At 36.0% G+C, this 19,060-nt stretch carries 22 protein-coding genes; 9 read left to right on the top strand and 13 right to left on the bottom strand.

Annotated elements, in window-relative coordinates:
• Nucleotides 1-60: 60 nt before the first annotated feature.
• Nucleotides 61-330: a 30S ribosomal protein S15 gene (gene rpsO, locus ACFSQJ_RS11835; protein WP_377767169.1), complete on the top strand. Its 270-nt coding sequence runs from the start codon at nt 61-63 to the stop codon at nt 328-330.
• A 177-nt stretch (nt 331-507) separates the two neighbouring features.
• Nucleotides 508-2,736, top strand: coding sequence for a polyribonucleotide nucleotidyltransferase (locus tag ACFSQJ_RS11840; protein ID WP_377767170.1), 2,229 nt, complete (start codon nt 508-510; stop codon nt 2,734-2,736).
• A gap of 187 nt (nt 2,737-2,923) precedes the next feature.
• Here the strand turns inward: ACFSQJ_RS11840 and ACFSQJ_RS11845 are convergent, their stop codons facing one another.
• A complete protein-coding gene (locus tag ACFSQJ_RS11845; protein WP_377767171.1) occupies nt 2,924-4,930 on the bottom strand; it encodes a hypothetical protein in 2,007 nt (668 codons plus the stop codon).
• A 180-nt stretch (nt 4,931-5,110) separates the two neighbouring features.
• Between ACFSQJ_RS11845 and ACFSQJ_RS11850 the strand changes: the two genes are divergently transcribed.
• The 7 genes from ACFSQJ_RS11850 (at nt 5,111) to ACFSQJ_RS11880 (ending at nt 10,273) form a co-directional block, all read left to right on the top strand.
• Nucleotides 5,111-5,974 (top strand): sigma-70 family RNA polymerase sigma factor, encoded by an 864-nt coding sequence (locus ACFSQJ_RS11850; protein ID WP_377767172.1) that lies wholly within the window; start codon nt 5,111-5,113, stop codon nt 5,972-5,974.
• Between the two features lie 213 nt (nt 5,975-6,187).
• On the top strand, nt 6,188-6,409 hold the full coding sequence (locus tag ACFSQJ_RS11855; protein WP_377767173.1) for a VF530 family protein: 222 nt from the start codon (nt 6,188-6,190) through the stop codon (nt 6,407-6,409).
• Nucleotides 6,410-6,868, top strand: a complete 459-nt coding sequence (locus ACFSQJ_RS11860) for a tRNA (cytidine(34)-2'-O)-methyltransferase (protein ID WP_377767174.1) — start codon at nt 6,410-6,412, stop codon at nt 6,866-6,868.
• Nucleotides 6,869-6,999: 131 nt separating this feature from the next.
• A complete protein-coding gene (locus ACFSQJ_RS11865; protein WP_377767176.1) occupies nt 7,000-7,782 on the top strand; it encodes a leishmanolysin-related zinc metalloendopeptidase in 783 nt (260 codons plus the stop codon).
• Between the two features lie 58 nt (nt 7,783-7,840).
• The gene (rpe, locus tag ACFSQJ_RS11870; protein WP_377767177.1) at nt 7,841-8,497 is read left to right on the top strand and encodes a ribulose-phosphate 3-epimerase; all 657 of its coding nucleotides are present in this window, start codon (nt 7,841-7,843) and stop codon (nt 8,495-8,497) included.
• The gene (locus ACFSQJ_RS11875; protein ID WP_377767178.1) at nt 8,497-9,465 is read left to right on the top strand and encodes a YpdA family putative bacillithiol disulfide reductase; all 969 of its coding nucleotides are present in this window, start codon (nt 8,497-8,499) and stop codon (nt 9,463-9,465) included. Before rpe ends, ACFSQJ_RS11875 begins: the two co-directional genes overlap by 1 nt.
• A 55-nt stretch (nt 9,466-9,520) precedes the next feature.
• Entirely contained in the window at nt 9,521-10,273 is a 753-nt protein-coding gene (locus ACFSQJ_RS11880; RefSeq protein WP_377767179.1) for a hypothetical protein, read from the top strand.
• Here ACFSQJ_RS11880 and ACFSQJ_RS11885 read toward each other — a convergent pair.
• The 12 genes from ACFSQJ_RS11885 to ACFSQJ_RS11940 form a co-directional block, all read right to left on the bottom strand.
• Complete coding sequence (locus ACFSQJ_RS11885; protein ID WP_377767180.1) at nt 10,270-10,836, bottom strand: hypothetical protein; 567 nt, start codon at nt 10,834-10,836, stop codon at nt 10,270-10,272. The genes ACFSQJ_RS11880 and ACFSQJ_RS11885 overlap by 4 nt on opposite strands.
• Nucleotide 10,837: 1 nt before the next feature.
• Complete coding sequence (locus tag ACFSQJ_RS11890; RefSeq protein WP_377767181.1) at nt 10,838-11,884, bottom strand: D-alanine--D-alanine ligase; 1,047 nt, start codon at nt 11,882-11,884, stop codon at nt 10,838-10,840.
• Nucleotides 11,884-12,606, bottom strand: a complete 723-nt coding sequence (locus tag ACFSQJ_RS11895) for an NRDE family protein (RefSeq protein WP_377767182.1) — start codon at nt 12,604-12,606, stop codon at nt 11,884-11,886. The genes ACFSQJ_RS11890 and ACFSQJ_RS11895 overlap by 1 nt, the downstream gene beginning before the upstream one ends.
• Complete coding sequence (locus ACFSQJ_RS11900; RefSeq protein ID WP_377767183.1) at nt 12,594-13,079, bottom strand: DinB family protein; 486 nt, start codon at nt 13,077-13,079, stop codon at nt 12,594-12,596. Before ACFSQJ_RS11900 ends, ACFSQJ_RS11895 begins: the two co-directional genes overlap by 13 nt.
• 3 nt (nt 13,080-13,082) lie before the next feature.
• Nucleotides 13,083-13,736 carry a LysE family transporter gene (locus tag ACFSQJ_RS11905; RefSeq protein ID WP_377767184.1) on the bottom strand — a complete coding sequence of 218 codons (654 nt, stop codon included), beginning with the start codon at nt 13,734-13,736 and terminating at the stop codon, nt 13,083-13,085.
• 30 nt (nt 13,737-13,766) lie between these two features.
• Entirely contained in the window at nt 13,767-14,207 is a 441-nt protein-coding gene (locus ACFSQJ_RS11910) for a YHS domain-containing (seleno)protein (RefSeq protein WP_377767185.1), read from the bottom strand.
• Nucleotide 14,208: 1 nt separating this feature from the next.
• Complete coding sequence (locus ACFSQJ_RS11915) at nt 14,209-14,994, bottom strand: hypothetical protein (protein WP_377767186.1); 786 nt, start codon at nt 14,992-14,994, stop codon at nt 14,209-14,211.
• Between the two features lie 2 nt (nt 14,995-14,996).
• Nucleotides 14,997-16,025 carry a Rieske 2Fe-2S domain-containing protein gene (locus ACFSQJ_RS11920; protein ID WP_377767188.1) on the bottom strand — a complete coding sequence of 343 codons (1,029 nt, stop codon included), beginning with the start codon at nt 16,023-16,025 and terminating at the stop codon, nt 14,997-14,999.
• On the bottom strand, nt 16,025-16,306 hold the full coding sequence (locus ACFSQJ_RS11925; protein WP_377767189.1) for a hypothetical protein: 282 nt from the start codon (nt 16,304-16,306) through the stop codon (nt 16,025-16,027). The genes ACFSQJ_RS11920 and ACFSQJ_RS11925 overlap by 1 nt, the downstream gene beginning before the upstream one ends.
• 71 nt (nt 16,307-16,377) lie before the next feature.
• Nucleotides 16,378-16,590: a hypothetical protein gene (locus ACFSQJ_RS11930; protein ID WP_377767191.1), complete on the bottom strand. Its 213-nt coding sequence runs from the start codon at nt 16,588-16,590 to the stop codon at nt 16,378-16,380.
• Between the two features lies 1 nt (nt 16,591).
• Nucleotides 16,592-18,544, bottom strand: a complete 1,953-nt coding sequence (locus tag ACFSQJ_RS11935; RefSeq protein ID WP_377767192.1) for a thiamine pyrophosphate-binding protein — start codon at nt 18,542-18,544, stop codon at nt 16,592-16,594.
• An 18-nt stretch (nt 18,545-18,562) separates the two neighbouring features.
• Nucleotides 18,563-19,060, bottom strand: a complete 498-nt coding sequence (locus ACFSQJ_RS11940) for a hypothetical protein (protein WP_377767194.1) — start codon at nt 19,058-19,060, stop codon at nt 18,563-18,565.

Consider the following 19,060-nt stretch of genomic DNA (forward strand, 5'->3'; position numbering starts at 1 on the left):
TCTTTGCGCCCTGATTGAGAAACAGTCAGATACATAAAAATCATTTAAAATAATATTGGAATGTATTTAACAAAAGAAGTAAAAGCCGAAATCTTTAAGAAACACGGCGGCTCTGAAGGCAACACAGGTTCTACTGAAGGGCAAATCGCGTTATTCACACATCGTATCAACCACTTAACAACGCACTTAAAAAGAAATCACAAAGATTACAATACAGAGCGTTCTTTGGTTAAACTGGTAGGTAAAAGACGTAGTCTTTTAGACTATCTTAAAAAGAAAGATGTTGTAAAATATCGTGAGCTTATTAAAGAGCTGGGTATTAGAAAATAATAATTTACGGGGAAGCTTTTGCTTCCCCTTATTTTTACAAAGTCCTCTACGGAGGCAACACAAAAAGCTACATTTAGTTTTTCATTGGTCAACACAACAACACAACCCGACCGTCCGGATGACGGTAGACCAAATGTTTAACAAGTCCTTCGCTATTAGAGGGCAACACAAAATTTTATGATTCCAAAAACTTTTAAAGAGGTCATAGACCTCGGTGACGGTAGAGAAATTTCTATCGAAACTGGAAAATTGGCAAAACAGGCACACGGTTCTGTTGTTGTACAATCTGGCAAGTGTATGTTATTATGTACAGTTGTATCTAACTACAAGCAAGCAGATGTAGATTTTCTACCACTTACTGTAGATTACCGTGAAAAATTCGCTGCTGCAGGGCGTTACCCAGGCGGTTTTTTTAAAAGAGAAGCGAGACCAAGCGATGGTGAGGTTTTGACCATGCGTTTAGTAGATCGCGTATTGCGTCCGTTATTCCCAAAAGATTATCATTCTGAAACTCAGGTGATGATTCAATTAATGTCTCATGACGACGATGTTATGCCAGATGCAATGGCAGGTTTAGCCGCTTCAGCTGCTATTCAATTATCAGATTTTCCATTTGAATGCGCTATTTCTGAAGCAAGAGTAGGTCGAGTAAATGGTGAATTCGTTATTAATCCTACAAGAGCGCAATTAGCAGAATCGGATATCGACATGATGATCGGTGCCTCTGCAGACTCTGTGATGATGGTCGAAGGTGAGATGGATGAAATTTCTGAGGAAGAAATGACAGAAGCCATCAAATTCGCCCATGAAGCCATCAAAGTACAATGTGCTGCACAAATACGACTTGCCGAAGCTTTCGGAAAGAAAGAGGTGCGTGAGTACGAGCCAGAACGAGAAGATGAAGATTTGGCTAAAAAAGTACATGACCTTGCTTATGACAAAGTTTATGCTGTAGCCAAGGCAGGCTCTGCAAAACATGAGAGAAGCGCTGCTTTCAGTGAAATTAAAGAAGAAATAATTGCTTCTTTTTCAGAAGAAGAGCAAGAAGAATATGGTGGATTAATATCCAAGTATTTTTACAAAGCTGAAAAAGCGGCCGTTCGTGACCTTACCTTAAATGAAGGTTTGCGTTTAGATGGTCGTAAGACAGACGAAATTCGTCCTATTTGGTGTGAAGTTGATTATTTACCTTCTACACATGGCTCTGCAATTTTTACAAGAGGTGAAACTCAAGCTCTTGCAACGGTTACTCTAGGAACTTCTAGAGAGGCCAATCAGATTGACATGCCATCTTTTGAAGGTGAAGAACGTTTCTACTTACATTATAACTTCCCTCCTTTTTCAACTGGAGAGGCTAGACCAATTCGTGGAACATCTCGTAGAGAAGTTGGTCATGGTAACCTGGCACAACGTGCTTTAAAGGGAATGGTTCCTGAAGATTGCCCTTATACCGTAAGGGTAGTGTCAGAAGTATTGGAATCTAATGGTTCTTCTTCTATGGCAACGGTTTGTTCTGGTACAATGGCCTTAATGGATGCCGGTGTACAATTGAAAAAACCAGTTTCTGGTATAGCCATGGGATTGATAACCGATACAGAATCTGGTAAATATGCTGTTTTATCTGATATTTTAGGTGATGAAGATCATTTAGGGGATATGGACTTTAAAGTAACGGGTACCGCATATGGTATTACTGCTTGTCAAATGGACATTAAAGTAAAAGGGCTTTCTTATGAAATCTTGGTTAATGCTTTAAAACAAGCCCGTGATGGACGTTTACATATCTTAGAAAAACTTACCGATACGATAGCGGCCCCGAATGCAGACGTCAAAGATCATGCGCCAACAATGGTTACAAGACGTATTCCAAATGAATTTATTGGTGCTTTGATCGGACCTGGTGGAAAGGTGATTCAAGAACTTCAAAAAGAAACTGAAACGACCATCGTTATCAACGAAGACCCCGTAACTGAAGAAGGTATTGTTGAAGTACTCGGTGTAGGTAGTAAAGGTATCGACGCGGTAATGGCAAAAATAGATTCTTTACTATTTAAGCCTGAAGTTGGTAGCGTTTACGAAGTAAAAGTAATCAAGATGCTAGACTTTGGTGCTGTTGTAGAGTATATAGATGCACCAGGCAACGAAGTATTGCTTCACGTTTCTGAACTGGCTTGGGAACGTACAGAAAATGTTTCCGATGTAGTTAACATGGGTGATGTTTTCGATGTAAAATACTTTGGTATTGATTCTAGAACAAGAAAAGAGAAAGTTTCAAGAAAGGCTCTTTTGCCGAAACCTGAAGGTTATGTAGAAAGACCACCAAGAAACGATAGAGGTGGAGATAGAAGAGGTGGTGACCGTCGCGGCGGAAGAGATAATCGCGATAGAAAACCAAGAAGAGATTAACTATATACTTATCAATTCTTTGAATCTTTAATTGTTTTTAAAGTTTGAAAGAGAGGGTGTCTTTATTTTATGGGCATCCTCTTTTCTCCTTAAATAGTTTAATGATTGATTACTAGTATTCTAAGACTTTAATTATTTAAAAAGCAAAAGAATTTAAGAAAAATAAACTAAAAATGGCACAAGTAGACTAATTACAATTGGCCAATACCTCCGAACTTGAGTTACAATTTGGACTATTTAGTCTTATATCATTTGCACCAGAAGCTGATAGGTGGTCACAAACTAAATCAATAGCGCAATCAGTTAATAGTGAATTTCGGGAAATTGTTAATTGTTCATTAATCACAGGTATGTTTTGAATCCCCAGAATATCCGTTAAACTTTCATTTCTCGTAATTTCTAAATTGTTAATCGATGAGTCTATTCCATCTAAACCGCTGAGGTTTTGAATATTAAAATTGAGGTTTATGACTAAATTGTTTCCTATCGAATTTAAAGATTTAAAGAAATCAAGATTAGATATCTGAGTATGATCTAAAACAACATTTTCACCTATAGTTTCTAGACTTGAAAAGCCTGAAATGTTATTTAGTGCATTGTTATCAGAAATAAATAGACTTTCTTCAATCAAAGAGAGATTATTAAAACTATTGGTGATTTCTTCTAAATTAAAATTACCAGAGATTTCAAGATTGCCAGTAATTACTGATAGGTCATTAAACCCTTCGAGCATAGTTAAACTAGTATTGGCAATTATTTTTACTGATTTTGTATCAACAATATTATTAAAACCTGAAATAGTTTGAAGCGCTTCATTTGAAGTTATGTTGATTTCACCTCCTATCGCTTGTAAGTTCGGAGGTGAAAATAATTCCGTTAATGATTCCATATTAGATATAGAAAAATTTCCTCCTACTATATTTAACTGATTCAAAGCTTGAAGGTCGTTTAAGTTTGGAATTGATCCTATCATGAAATCTCCGTCAACTCTAGAAAGACTACCCAAGAAATTAATATTCTCTGATTCAAATAATGAGGTCAAAGCTAGTCTACCTTCAATAACATTCAAATTTTGAAAACTTTCAATCTCAATGATATTCATATTACCAATTACCAAGTTACCTTGAATGCGAGTTAAAGAATTAAAGGAGTTAAAAAGAGTTAAGCCTGTCCCTAAACCTAACAAGATTCCACCTGAGTTTTCCAAAGCATTGAAGCTATTAAGCTTCATTAAATTATTAAACTCAATTTGTATTTCACCTATCACTTCTGTCAAAGAACTGAAGGAAGGAATATCATTTAAAACTGTATTATTCATTATTGACATAAAACTACCACCAACTATCCGCAGGTTTTCAAATCCACCTAAGACTTGCAAAGCGCTGTTATTAGAAATTTCCATTGTCCCTGATATAGACGTGATAGACTGAAAACCACTAATACTTTCTAATGAAAAATTAGAATTGATGAATAGATTGCCATTTAGATTCAAAGGTCCGTTTATTCCGGCAACTTCAGTTAAATTAGGATTTATCCGCATCGTAATATTTCCCGAAGAAGATATATTCGCAAATCCTTTTATTGTTTCAAGATTATCGTTGTCCGTAATTTCAAAACTTCCATTTATGCTGGATAAATTATCGAATCCGTTTAAGGTCTTAAAATTATTGTTATTGATAATCAAATCACCTTTTATTTCTCGTAAATCATTAAAACCTCCTATAGTTTGAGAAATTGTATTTTGCCTAAATGTCATGTTTCCTCCGATAATATTCAAGCCTGAAAGCCCCATAAAATTTTCGTTTCTATTATTTTGAATTAGAACGTCACCCTGTATTTCATTCAAGTTTTGAAATAGTCTAATACTTTCTCCAGAATAGGATAAGTCGCTTATATTTAAGTCACCCGTTATTATTTCTATGGAACTAACTAAATTAGCGGGAATGCTATCCCTTATTGCCAATGAAATTGTTCCATCAAGTATTTTACAGTCCTTGAAAGTATCTATAAAGCCTCTCAACTCTTCAATATTATTCAATCTAATAATACCTGAGTTTCCAATACATGGATCCTCTGAGACAGAATCATCATCAATTGGAATTGTTTCATTCCCTGTTTCCGGACCAGAGGATGAGCAACTTAAACAAAGTGCAATAATTAATATTGATAACTTAATTTTCCAGAGTTTACGCATAATTATAAAACCTAATAAAGAAATAATTCGATAATAAAAATAAAGTAAAGATTCATCGTTAACTAACTCCCAAAACTAAAACAATCCGATTTAATTTTACCAAATTGTAACTTTTTTAGTTTTCTTACGTATAAGTATATGAGCGCAAGCTTTTGAACTTAATTTGAAGGAGAAATTTAGATGAGACAGTTAAAAATTACAAAACAGGTAACCAATAGGGAAACCGCATCGTTAGACAAGTATTTACAAGAAATCGGAAAGGTAGATTTAATTACTGCCGATGAAGAAGTAGAATTGGCACAACGAATAAAAGCTGGTGATCAAATTGCCTTAGAGAAGCTAACAAAAGCGAATCTAAGGTTCGTAGTTTCGGTTGCTAAACAATATCAAAATCAAGGATTAACCTTACCAGATTTAATCAACGAAGGTAACCTAGGACTAATAAAAGCCGCACAACGTTTTGATGAAACAAGAGGTTTTAAATTTATCTCTTATGCCGTTTGGTGGATTCGTCAATCTATTTTGCAGGCCTTAGCAGAGCAATCACGTATTGTGCGATTACCATTGAACAAAATTGGTTCTATCAATAAGATCAATAAAACTTTTGCCTTTTTAGAGCAAGCACACGAACGTATGCCTTCTCCTGAAGAAATTGCAAAAGAGTTGGATATGACCGTTGAGGATGTTAAGCAATCTTTGAAGAATTCTGGGCGTCACGTATCGATGGATGCACCACTTATCGATGGAGAAGATTCTAACCTTTATGATGTACTTCGTAGCGGTGAGTCTCCAAATCCCGACAAAGAATTGTTACACGAATCATTACGTACCGAGATAGAACGTGCCTTAGAAACCTTAACACCTCGTGAGGCAGATGTTATTCGTTTATATTTTGGTCTTGCCGGTCAACACTCTATGACTTTAGAAGAAATTGGCGAAACTTTTGATTTAACTAGAGAACGTGTTCGTCAAATCAAAGAAAAAGCAATTAGAAGATTGAAACATACTTCAAGAAGTAAGATTTTAAAGACATATTTAGGTTAAAACCGAATAAATTACAGTTAAATAAAGCTTAAATTTTTTTTTTGGCAAGAATATTGTAATTTAGTATGCTACAACAGTTTATCATGACTGTTCGTTTTTTGATTGATGAATAAACTCCGGCTGATTACCGGAGTTTTTCATTTTATAAACTTAGGCTTAGTCCTTACAAGAAAATATTTCTGGGCTATTCACCTTACTCATTTTAAGTAAAAAATGGAACAACCTAACAATCCGCTACATGGGGTTAAACTGGCTACCATACTAGAAGAACTCACTAAGGCTTATTCATGGGAGTATCTGGCCAATCAGATTAATATAAATTGTTTTAAAAGTAATCCATCTATAAAATCGAGTCTAAAATTTTTAAGGAGAACCCCCTGGGCAAGAGAAAAGGTAGAGCAGTTGTATCTTCACTTGAAATCAAAAGAAAGTTAAATGGCTTTTAATGTTGTTCTTGTCGAGCCTGAAATACCAAATAATACAGGTAATATTGGTAGGCTATGTCTTGCCTCTGGTGCTGATTTACATTTAATTAAACCATTCGGGTTCGAATTAAACGATTCAAGGCTTAAAAGGGCAGGATTGGATTATTGGCAGCATCTATCCGTCTTTATTTATGAAAATTTGGCAGCATTTATGACCGAACATACCAATAAAAATCTTGTCTATTTTTCTAGTCATGCGACCAAAAGCCATTGGACAATTCCCTTTGAAAATGATATGTTTCTAGTCTTCGGAAAAGAATCTGTTGGCCTACCCCCTACTCTTACAGAAAACAATACGAATGAGCTATACAAAATCCCCATGTATAGTGAGCATATCCGCAGTTTAAACCTAGCAAATGCTGTAGGCGTCATCATCTATGAAGGATTAAGACAGCTAGATAGTATTTAATACTGAAGGTTATTCTGTTAAAGTTTTAATCTGTTAAAACTTAAATCTATTTTTTACTCGTAAATATTCAGTATTGTTCTATTGTCAGGTAAATATCAGACCTGTAAAATTTAATTTTAAATCGCGTAATTATGAGCTTCACCATTGAAATTCGGTTTTTAGGTGGTCTGACCCCTAGTCAAGAAATAGTATTTGCAGAGGCAAGTACTAGATGGTCAGAGCTAATTGTAGGAGAGCTGCCAAGGGTTCAATTGGCAAATGGTGAAATCATAGAAAATGTACGTATTGATGCCCAAGCGGTTAATATTGATGGTGCTTTGGGGATTTTGGGTCAGGCCGGACCCACCCAACTTAGAGCAGGAAGTTTTTTGCCCGCTACAGGAATCATGCAATTTGATACTTCGGATTTAGCACGATTAGAGGCAGAAAATAGTTTAAAAGATGTGATTATTCATGAAATGGGGCACGTTTTAGGTTTTGGTACCCTCTGGTCATTTCAATTTTTGACTTTGATTTCAGGTTCCGGTTCTGAAAATCCCATTTTTACCGGAACAAATAGTATTCGTGAATATCAACTACTGACCAACGATGAAAGCCTATTAAGTGTTCCGTTGGCCAACACGGGTGGAGCGGGCACACGCGATGGACATTGGAGGGAACAAGTATTTATCAATGAATTAATGACAGGGTTTATCAATACTGGTATCAACCCCATAAGTCGCTTATCGATAGCTGCTTTTGAAGATATGGGCTATGCGGTAGATTATTCTATGGCAGACACTTATAATTTACCGATCCCTTCCACGCTAAAACAGCTAAAGGCCTTAAATGAAAATAACCAATGTAAAATGTGCAGCAGCAAGATATTACGATGCGACCCTATTGTTCTTCCAAAATCTGCGTTTATAGATTAATAAAATTGGGAGACGAGCCAAAATCCATTTCCTTATTTTTGCAGTATACAATGCACTAATGAGTAAAAAAATAGCACCTTCTTTACTAGCCGCAGATTTTGGAAATCTGCAACGGGATGTTGAAATGGTCAATAATAGTGATGCTGACTGGCATCATATTGATGTTATGGATGGCGTTTTCGTACCGAACATATCATATGGTATGCCAGTAGTTAAATCCATTGCCAAACATGCAACAAAACCACTTGATGTACATTTAATGATTGTTGATCCTGACCGCTATATTAAAACATTTGCCGAACTGGGGGCCAATGTTCTTTCTGTTCATTATGAAGCCTGCACACACTTACATAGAAGTTTACAGGCTATAAAGGCAGAAGGAATGAAGGCAGGTGTAGCTTTAAATCCACACACATCTATCAAGCTGCTGGAAGATACCATTCAAGATATCGATGTCGTTTGCTTAATGAGTGTAAACCCAGGTTTTGGCGGGCAATCTTTTATTGAAAATACCTATCAGAAAGTTGCTGATTTAAAAGAACTCATTATTAGGAAAAATGCAAACACCCTTATCGAAATCGATGGCGGGGTTAACGCTAACAATGCAAAAAAACTCTTAGATACAGGCGCAGATGTTTTAGTAGCTGGTAGTTTTGTTTTCAAAAGCGAAAACCCAACTGAAACCATTAAAGATTTGAAGCAAATTATAGCTTAATGCAAAGATTTGATGTAATCATAATAGGTGGAGGCCCTATTGGCATAGCTTGTGGGCTGGAAGCCAAAAAAGCTGGACTCTCTTATCTTATTATTGAAAAAGGGCCTATTGTAAATTCCCTCTTCAACTATCCCATAAATATGCAATTTTTTTCCTCTTCGGAAAAGTTGGAGATTGATGAGATTCCGTTCATCAGCAAAGAAGCAAAACCCAAACGAAATGAAGCACTGGAGTATTATCGCAGAATAGTAACTTCAAATAAATTGGCAATTCATCTTTTTGAAGAAGTAGAAAAAGTTGAACAACGAGATAAAAAATTTATTGTAGAAACCTCTAAATCTGCTTACGAGGCTTCAAACGTTATAGTGGCTACCGGGTTTTACGATTTACCCAATAAAATTAATGTGCCCGGCGAAGACCTAGCAAAGGTGTCGCACTATTATAAAGACCCCCATTTTTATGCTAGTCAAAAACTTGCAGTAATCGGGGCCAGTAATTCTGCTATAGATGCTGCTCTGGAATGCTACAGAAAAGGGGCTGAAGTCACCTTGATCATTAGAGGCCCAGAAGTTGGAAAACGCGTTAAATATTGGGTTAGACCTGATATTATTAACCGTATTGAAGAAGGTAGCATTAAGGCTTATTATGATGCAACCGTAAATGAAATTCGAGAAAACAATCTTGACATTAATACAAGTGAAAGCCTGGTTACCATACCAAATGACTTTGTACTTGCGCTTACAGGGTACATGCCCAATTTTGAATTTCTCAAACGACTAGGTATTCAACTTTCCAATGATGAAAAGCTATTACCAACGTATAACCCAGATACCATGGAATCGAATATTGAAGGTCTTTACTTGGCCGGCGTTATTTGCGGAGGTATGGAAACCCATAAATGGTTTATAGAAAACTCTAGGGTCCACGCGCCGACTATTGTAAAACACATCCTTTCTAAAAAAGTCTAAAAGACAATATTTTCATATAGAAATCAAGTACGCTTAAAAAACCATACATTAGAGTATGGATACATTAGCGCAACTACATTTAGCCTCTCAATATTTGGCAACAGCGGGGAAAAGTTTTTTAAAGGAGAGGTCAGATGACAGTCATACCAATTTAGGCTTTTTTCCAGAAGATAATACCTTGCGCACTTGGCCCCTAAATGATAAGAACGCATATTTGTCATTGAGGTATGACGATTTTTCTTTAGAGTGGATAGAAATTACGAAACGAAAGCGAATCTACATTAATGGCAAATCTCATAAAGAGATTACCGCATGGGTAGCAACTACTGCTGAAGAGTTTGATTTTTCAAAATCGTATCAATACCATCTTCATTATGAATTGCCTTATGAAATAGATGATAATTCCGTATTTAATTGCAAATCAAATAAAGAGTTAGAAAAGCTCGCAAAGCTTACAGAACTTGCTCAAAACGCCATGGATACATTTTTGAAAAAAGAAGGCTTGACTTCTACTATCCGGGTTTGGCCCCATCATTTCGATATTGGTGCTTTTGCAGAACTAACCGATAATTCTGGCAAATCGATTGGTCTTGGTATGGCCATACCCGATTCAGTTATGGACAAACATTACTTCTACATCAGTGGTTATAAAGGTCATGACAGCTTAGAAACCGATAAATTTTCTGAACTCAGCCATGGTGAATGGAAAAACAATGGCTTTAAAGGTGCCGTTTTAGATGCCGTAGCAACTGATGAAAAAACAGCGACCAATTTTTTTCAAGAAGCTTTTGCCTGTTTTAAAACCTAAAGCGCAAACATGTATTGCAGTGAAACACTACCAATAAAACCTTGTTCTACTTCATCACCGCTTGTTATGGCATTTATTTCTCTTCCAAAGCCAACAGTTAGCCCAATCTGAGACTTAGTATTTTTTATGGGCAAAAAGTAACCGCCCTCTAACCAGGGTTGAATTACCAAAGTATAAGTGCCTCCAGAGGTTGGTGCATCAGTTGGGCCAATATCCGTCCAATCAATGGTTAAACTCCAAATATCAAGGTTTATCCCCGCTATAAACTTCCCTTTTCCTGAAGGAAAATGCTTTCTATATCCTATTGAACCCCCGAAACCAGTACCCGTCTCAGTTTGATTAAAATCACTAAAATCCTTTCGGTCAACAATATTCAAACCCACTCTTAAAAGCAACGACGATTTTTTATCAAAATAATGTTCCAAATTTAAAGTAGGAATTATACCTGCAGGGTATAGTTGTAGCGATACTCCTAAATCGGTTCTATTATCTTGATCATCTTGTGCGTTTAACGAAATAAAGCCAAATGCTACTACCAAAAAAAGTGCTATATATATCTTCATTCTATACCAATTTTAATTGTTCTTCTAACAAACTATTTGCTTTTAACATAGCACGACCATCTTTAAAACTCAAATAGGGATAGCCTCTCTTATGGTTTATAATACTAATCTTGCACAAATAATTCCAGTGTTTAAAAATTTCTTTCCAAGCAAAAAACAAAGAATGCTTGGGGTCATATATGTGTGTAGCTTCGCCACCGGCGCCATTTATTTCAATTATTTTAAAGTCATTCCCCTTAGAAAGTCCATCAAAATCAGCATATAACACATCTAACCTACCATAATAAAATTCGGGTATCTGGGTACAAATACCATCAATTAAATTTTCTAAATCTTTATTATTCCGATTACTTCTATCAATAAACTTTGCACCTCTGGTATGGCTACCGTAAGGAACCAAAATAAACTCCTCACCATCCTTTAGTACAGTATCTAACTTGTTTCCAAACTTTTTGACCAAAGCTTTCAGTTGCAAATGACTTCTAGGATTTTGTTTTATCAGTTGTAAAATACTACTGCGGTCATCACCCGTTACGGAGAGGAATTCTTTAGCAACAATACCCGTAATCTTTCCTTTTTCTTCACCCGGAACTCGCACATAAAAAATACCTACCTCATCTGGGTAGGCTATAAACTCTTGAATCAAAAAATCTTCGGGAGTTCTATTTATGTAGGATTCTAAATCTGATTTACTTTTAATTTTATCCACGCCAAAAGCCTTCATTCCAATATCGGGCTTCGCTATTAGCGGATATTGCAGGTTCATTTCACTTAAAAGCTTTTCTACGCTATCGATAGTAACGCTTTCCTTTTCAATCAAAACTGTTTTTGGTATGTATTCTTCTGGAATCATATCATAGATTTCCTTTTTTGACTCCATGGCCATACCCCCATTTTTCATTAAGGGGTTGGCTGTGTTAAAAAAGAAAAAAGAACGTGCTTTAAGGGAAAAAAAGAGCCAAACCGGAAATAGAGGATAATATACTGCCCAAAGCGGCCAATATTCCCAATGGGTAAGTTTGTGCCATTTTAGTTTAAAAGAGCTCATCAGAATTGACTAATCAATTGACTGGTAATCATTTCTAACTTATTGGTCTCTTGCTTCAACAAATCAATATGTTTTAGAGCGACTCTCCTCTTTTCAAGAACTGCTTGAGTAACACTAAAGGTTTTCAAGCCTGTTTGCCTATCGATTATAAACCCGTTCTGCGAATCCTGATGATTGTTCGAATGAAAGTCAATGATAGACTTTGCATCTACCTCTGCTTTATTCATAAAACTGGAGAAAAGTTCTTCTCGCTTTTGAATTATCTCTTTGTCGTAAAGTGTGGCTGACGACCAGATATAAGCTTGGTCACTTTTTAGCGTTTTCAGGTGCTTGTTTTTCCCATCCCAACGTAATTCCACCAATTTTTCTTTCTCAAAAACCAAAACCGTAAACGGTTCAATTTTGATAAGGTCGATTTCTTTCAAATAATCTTGGGGATTATTGTGACTCACGATGTCTAAAACAACTAACCCTCTACTTTTGGCATAATTATCTTTGGGCACATGCTTTTCAAAAGCACCGTTTAATAAAATTACTACAGCCCCGCTTTCACTAATGGCAAACCATGTACCACCAGCTTTGGGATCTTTGGGAAAGACGATTCTTTTATTATTTACTATTTCTTTTTTTGGAAAAAATGCCGATGGTCTAGAAATATGTTCATCTCTGTTCGATGTAAAGACAAAGGTATTTCCTTTGGGAATGAAACTTACTGTACACATACCTTTCTGTACTGAATTGTAGAAGGCGCAACACCAAAAGAATCTGGCAGTTCTATATTGGTCATTGTCTTAATTCCAACCTTAATCAAAGCATGATGATGGATTACATGCTCTAAATTATACATTACTTCTCTGTAATAATTTGATGTAAGACAGATTTCTTCTTCACCCAACTCATAGCGAATTTGAAGCTCTTTATTAGGCTTCTCGAGGTTTTCTTGAATATTTTCTAGTAGCGTTACGGCATAACCAATCTCCTCTTCGATTCTTTTATTCCGTTCTCTTTTGTCATAGCAAACATCAGCTTCACCATAACCGTTAATCAAACATTGGTATAATTCTATAATATGTCTTGTATGCTGACCTATAGTTGCATGAGAAAGTGATTCACAAGGCTCTGCGTAGCAATCTTTCGAGAGCTGAGATAATATTTCTTTGAATTGCTCAATTGTTTGAATTGAGGAGTTAAACATAGCCTATTGTATTTTTAGTTGATGATGCTTTTTGTATAATAAAAATAAAAGATAGAAAGAAAAACCGAGGTAAAGTAAACCCAATATTAAATTACTGATTTGGGCATACTGTGTGTAATTATCCACAATTAATTTTCCTGCATAAATGAACACTAATAAACCTATTAAGGTACCAGCACCAATACCAAACATATAACCGATGAATGATACTGTATTGTCTTCAAGAATTTTCTTTGACTCCAAAACCTTGTTCCATGTTAACCAAAAAGGTATTTGTAATGGATTCAATGCACTAAGCAATAAACCCAGTAATATAGGGGACGTAATTTTAGGTAAAACTGATTTCGTTGGAGTTACATCATTAAAATGTAAAGCCGTTGTCAGACTAGAAAATGCCAAATATAATAGTAAGAAAAATGCCAGTGGAAATGCAATGTATATCCATTTACCCTCGAGCTTAACCTTTTGATTGCCCCAAAGGGTGAGGCGAACATAAGCCAGCTCAACAAAAATAGCTGCGAAAGCAAATAACAAAGCGTTGTTAATGCTTTGGGTAGCAGAAATATCAAAAGCAGTTATGTTTAGACTTCCTAGAGGTAATGCTCCAAGAAAACTAATTAAAAGACCGGCAACACAAACTTTCAAAATTTTAAACATAAACTACATTTCAAATCAAGAAGAAAGTTCTTAATTCTTGATTTTTTCCCAGTTCTTATCCGCCTTAATTTTTAGTACTTCTGGAGACTCATTGTTCCAAAGCGCCAAAGTATTTGTTTTGCCAGAATTATAAAACAGCAGTAATTCTCCATCTCGTATTTCAAAAGTCTCAGGGTTAACGGAAACCTTTTTACTTGAAACAGCAACAGCATATGCACAATAACCTCCATATTTGGGAAGATACTTTTTTGGATTACCCTTAAACTTTTCAAGATTCTCTTGACTTGAAAACTTGAACTTTACATTATCATATTCCGCGGTGTATTTCTCATCACCAACAGTAGCCTTATTATCAAAATAGGCAACTACATCATAGCCCTTAGCAACATAACCCTTCTTTGTATTATAATCTATAGATTGGGCAATACTGTTAAACCCAATTAAAAAAGCTACAACAACTATTCTACTCATCTTAATAAATTAAAGATTTTTTGTCTAATTTTTCAATTTGGCCAACATCAACGCGCATCACTTTCCAATCGCCAATTTCATCTGCCACACCAGAAATAATGGATGGTTGACCTATATATGGTAGTATGTCTTTATGAATAGGATTTCCTTTCAAATCAGTTAACAAAAAATAGTCTTCAATACCATTTTCATCACTTGAGACCAATACAGGTGGTACTCCACCCGAAATACAAAGAGAAGCACAACTTCTGTGAATTTTACCAAAACCGGGCTTCATTACCCCAAAATAGCATTTTGGGTCTATAATTTCCCCTTCAATTTTTAACTGCCCTAGTGAATTGGGCGAAAAATTTATTGAACTCCTACGATTACCGATACTCACTTTTTGACTATCATCAATTTCCAATAAGGTTTTACCATTATAGTAAATCAATTGACCTTCGATATTTAGATGTTTTCCGTTTAGGTTACCCTCTTTCTCTCGAAGGTCTTTTAAATAGGCATTTGGTCCAAATTTGCCAAAACCTAATAAGACCAAATCTTTAAATTCACTACCTGAAAGGGAAACACGGAGCATTGGATAAGGCGATTCATGGTAAATACCAGAAAGTTTAGTAGGATTACCAAAGTCGAAAGCACTGTTCACAGCTGATTTTTGAAAAAATCCGAACAAAAATGCTCCACCAGCAAGAATCAATAAGGATGCGATAACAAATTTTTTTAACGATTTTTTCGTTTTTGAACCAACCTCATCAACATAACCGATATAAAACTCGTCATTCTTCATAGCTAACAGGTAATTGGGGTTACTTCGGTACCTTCGGCAAATGCTTCTGGATTAATGTAAACCATATCATTCTCAATTTTTAATTCATAGGTTTTTACCTTTTCGGTAAATGGAGGTGGCGATTGCCCATTATGTGCCAAGTATTGATATCCGTGCCAAGGACAAGTAATACACCCATCAACAATTTTACCTTCTCCTAAAGGCCCTCCTTGATGTTTACAAACATTATGAACCGCAGAAAGTTTTCCTTCATTTTTAAAAATAGCCACACGCTCATTTTCTACGGTAAATATCTTAGCTCTACTTTCTTCAATCTCATTAGGGTGACAAACTTCTAACCAGCCATCTTTTTGAACAGCAATACATCTATCTACTTTTGATTCTTTAAAGGCCGTCTTAAGATGTAATCCGCAAATCACTACAAAACCAACCAACAATACACTAATAGTAAAAGGTGATGTTTCTTGTTGAAAAGCTCCTAAAGAAACATGCATAACTACTAATGCATAGGCCAAATAAACCATCATGTGTAGCCGTTTCCAGGTTTTTGCCGATAGATTGTGCAAAAAGAAATCGTGGCTTGTTGATGCCATCACGAATAAAATCAACAATGCTAAAAAGCCAAGTACTTGAAATGGAAAATTGGTCAATGATCCATAATCCATGTTCGAAGTAAAAATGGCATAAATAGGATTTACATTGCCAATTGCATGAAATTGAATAGTCGCAAACACACCGTGTATTAACGCTGCTAAAAACATACTGACCCCAAAATGCCTGCGATTATAGAGCAACGGCATAAACTGAGAATTCAATCTTGTTAGCGGGCCAATGACTAAAATGATATGCAGCATTAGAATCGCCAAAGACCCAAAAGCTCGAATAATTATAGTCTCTGCAGTCATTTCAGGATTGGTCACAAAACTCAATACAAAAAATATTACCAAATACATTACCATTGCTATGGCAATCCATTTATCGTAGACTTTCTTATGCTTATTCCAGAGTACTAGTTTATAATCGAGTCCCATTAAAATACAATTTTAAAAAGTTCTTCTTTCCTGATTCCATCTATAACCACTACTCCCTTAGTTGATTCAGAAATCGAAAATTCATATTTTCCTGTTCCTCTTAACTGCCCTAATAACCTTCCTGAATATCCCTGAGCATCTAATTCATAAACCAGAGGAGAAGGACTCTGAAATGGTTGTTTTAGTTCTATTTGTACTACATTACTTTTTAACGCAGCCGTGAGCTGTTCGGTATTGACACTTCCAGATGTTGAAGGAAAATTTAAATCTTTCAGTGCCATAGTCAGCAGTATTGGTATTACTAGTACTATGACCAACCATATATACTTATGGGATTTTCTTTGACTTGAAATCATCTTGTTCTTGATTTAAGAAGTTTTCCCATTAAAAAAGGCCATGTAGCGATTGTCCCTGGAAGTAATAACAACCGAACTTTCTTTTTACTTTCTTTTAATAGGGGGTCTATTTTAACTGCTCCTGCAAAAACAAAATACAGTCCAAAAAGTAACCCAATACTAAAGTAAATACCTAATACCGCTAAAAAAATAGAAATAATTATCTGCATCTTAAATAAGGTTTACATCGGTCATTATTTCTAGTATTGCAGCACCATCTTGTTCAAACATATTCTTCATTTCTTTTTCTAAATCATCCTGATTTTCAACACGTTTGCCCCAAGCACCACATGAACTTGCAAATTCTGCAAAATTAGGATTAGAAAGTGACGTTTTCCAAACATCAAACTCGCCGGCCCTTTGTTCTTTGGAAATTTTACCTAGTTCATGATTATTCAAAACAATTAACTTTACAGGCATATTGTATTTAACAAGGGTAGTTATTTCTGCCAAGTATTGACATAAACCCCCATCACCGGCAACTGCGATGACCGGTCTTGAATTACCAACCGCCGACCATGCCCCAATGGCTGCTGGTAAGGCAAAACCAATAGACCCTAGATAACCTGACATTAAAAAATCTTGATTTGTAGGTTCAAAATATCGTCCAAAAGAATAGGCATTATTACCAACATCTACGCACATAACAGCATTCTCAGGAGTTAACTTATTCATTGTTTCAAAAACAGCAATTGAACTAATTCCCTTATCTGAAGTTTCTAAAAGGCGTTTTGCTTTTTCTTCCTTCCATATCTTCCATCTCGCTGCAATTTCCTCGGTTTGATTCAGTGTATTTACTTTTCCTTTTAGTTCCCTATTAAAAATCTCAAGAGTTCTTGAAATTTCGCCCCAAACGGCTACCTCAACCTTATGGAACTTGCTTAAGGCCATTGGGTCAAAATCAATTTGAATTATTGGTTTTTTGGGTGTTATGCCCGTATGGTTTGAAAAAGAGGCACCAAATACTAATAACAAATCAGCTTCGTTCATAAACCAAGAAGCAATTGGGGTTCCGCTGCGCCCTAGAACACCACCACCTAAAGGATGACTGTCTGCAATAAGTCCTTTTCCCTTAAAGGTAGTAACTACTGCCGCATTTAAACTTTCAGCAAATTTTACAACTTCTTTTTTATGCGCCCTAGCCCCGTGCCCCATGATGATTACCGGACGTTTCGATTTTTTGATTAATTCAATCGCATCATTTACCGCATCCTTTGGCGGTGCAATCTCCATCTGGGTAATTCTCTTATCTGGAGTTTGGGCAATAGCATTGGGCTTCGCCAATTTCTCTTGTACCTCATCGGGAAAAGTTAAATGCGAAACATCACGTTTTAGAATGGCACTTTTCACTGCTAAAGACATTAATTCTGCATGTTTACTATCGCTTTGTACCCTTTGATTAAATTCAGCTACGGTACTAAAACCTCTAACCAAATCTACCTCCTGAAAATTACCGGTTCCAACCACTTGTGTGGCAACCTGACCGGTAAGTGCTAAAAGTGGGGCTCTATCGACCTTAGCATCCCACATACCGGTGTACATATTAGTTGCTCCGGGGCCAGCAATTGAAAAACAAGCTGCAGGTTTGCCAGTCAATTTACCATAAGCTGAGGCAGCAAAAGCTGCAGCACCTTCATGACGTATACCATAAAAGCTTAAGTTTCCTTTTTGTTCTTGGCGTTTCATAGCATCGGCAAAACCCAAATTAGAATGCCCCACCATACCAAATACTTTTGTTACTCCCCAATTGACCATAGTTTCTACCATAATATCAGAAACTGTGGCTTGATGGTCTGCTTCCTCTTCAACCCCAACATATATTGCATTATTTTCTTCCTTAACTTCAAAAGTTTCTATACCATCATCAAAACCTCCTGGTGAATTTCCTGTGCAAGGATGATAGTCCCACCCGTGCCATGGACAACGTAGCATTCCATTTTCAATAGTACCTTCTCCTAAAGGACCCCCTTGATGAGGACATTTATTATCTAAAGCAGAAAATTTACCTTCAAAATGGGTGAGACAAATGCCTTTATGGGCAGCAGTTACCGTTTTAACGCGACCTTCTGGAAGTTCGCTCTTATTATTTAGTACTTTATGCCAAATGATTTTCTTTTTCTGCATGTGATTAATACTTATTTACTAGTTATGCTGTTTAGAACCACCTTTTTTAGCCAGAGAAAAATTCAACAATGCGCCTGCTGTAAAAAAGTGATCTTCTAAGGTACTTATTACATATTTATACTCTGTAAAAAAGAGAATTCTTCCTACGGTGTAATGAAATCCAGCACCAATATTTAATCCGAAAGAATTTTCTGAAAATTTTTCTTCTTCAAAACCTTGGTTTTCTATTTTAGTTTCAATAGTGTAATTAATTCCTGTTAATGGATAAAACCCTAGACCTTTATTTAAATCAATGATGTAATGAAGGTTTGCATTTGCTTCAAATAGGGACACTTCATTATCCTCATGAGATTTTCTAAAATACGAGATTTCAGGACCAAAACAATACGTATGATCTATGCCATAATATACCCTGGCATTTATTCCTGTGGTTTCTAAATTACTCGAATAAGTGGCTGCAACTCCTGGCAAAAGAAACGGAGGCTCCATTTGCGCCCTTAGCTCAGATGTAATCAC

It is taken from the genome of Croceitalea marina (assembly GCF_042684265.1).
Taxonomy (GTDB): Bacteria; Bacteroidota; Bacteroidia; order Flavobacteriales; family Flavobacteriaceae; genus Croceitalea; species Croceitalea marina.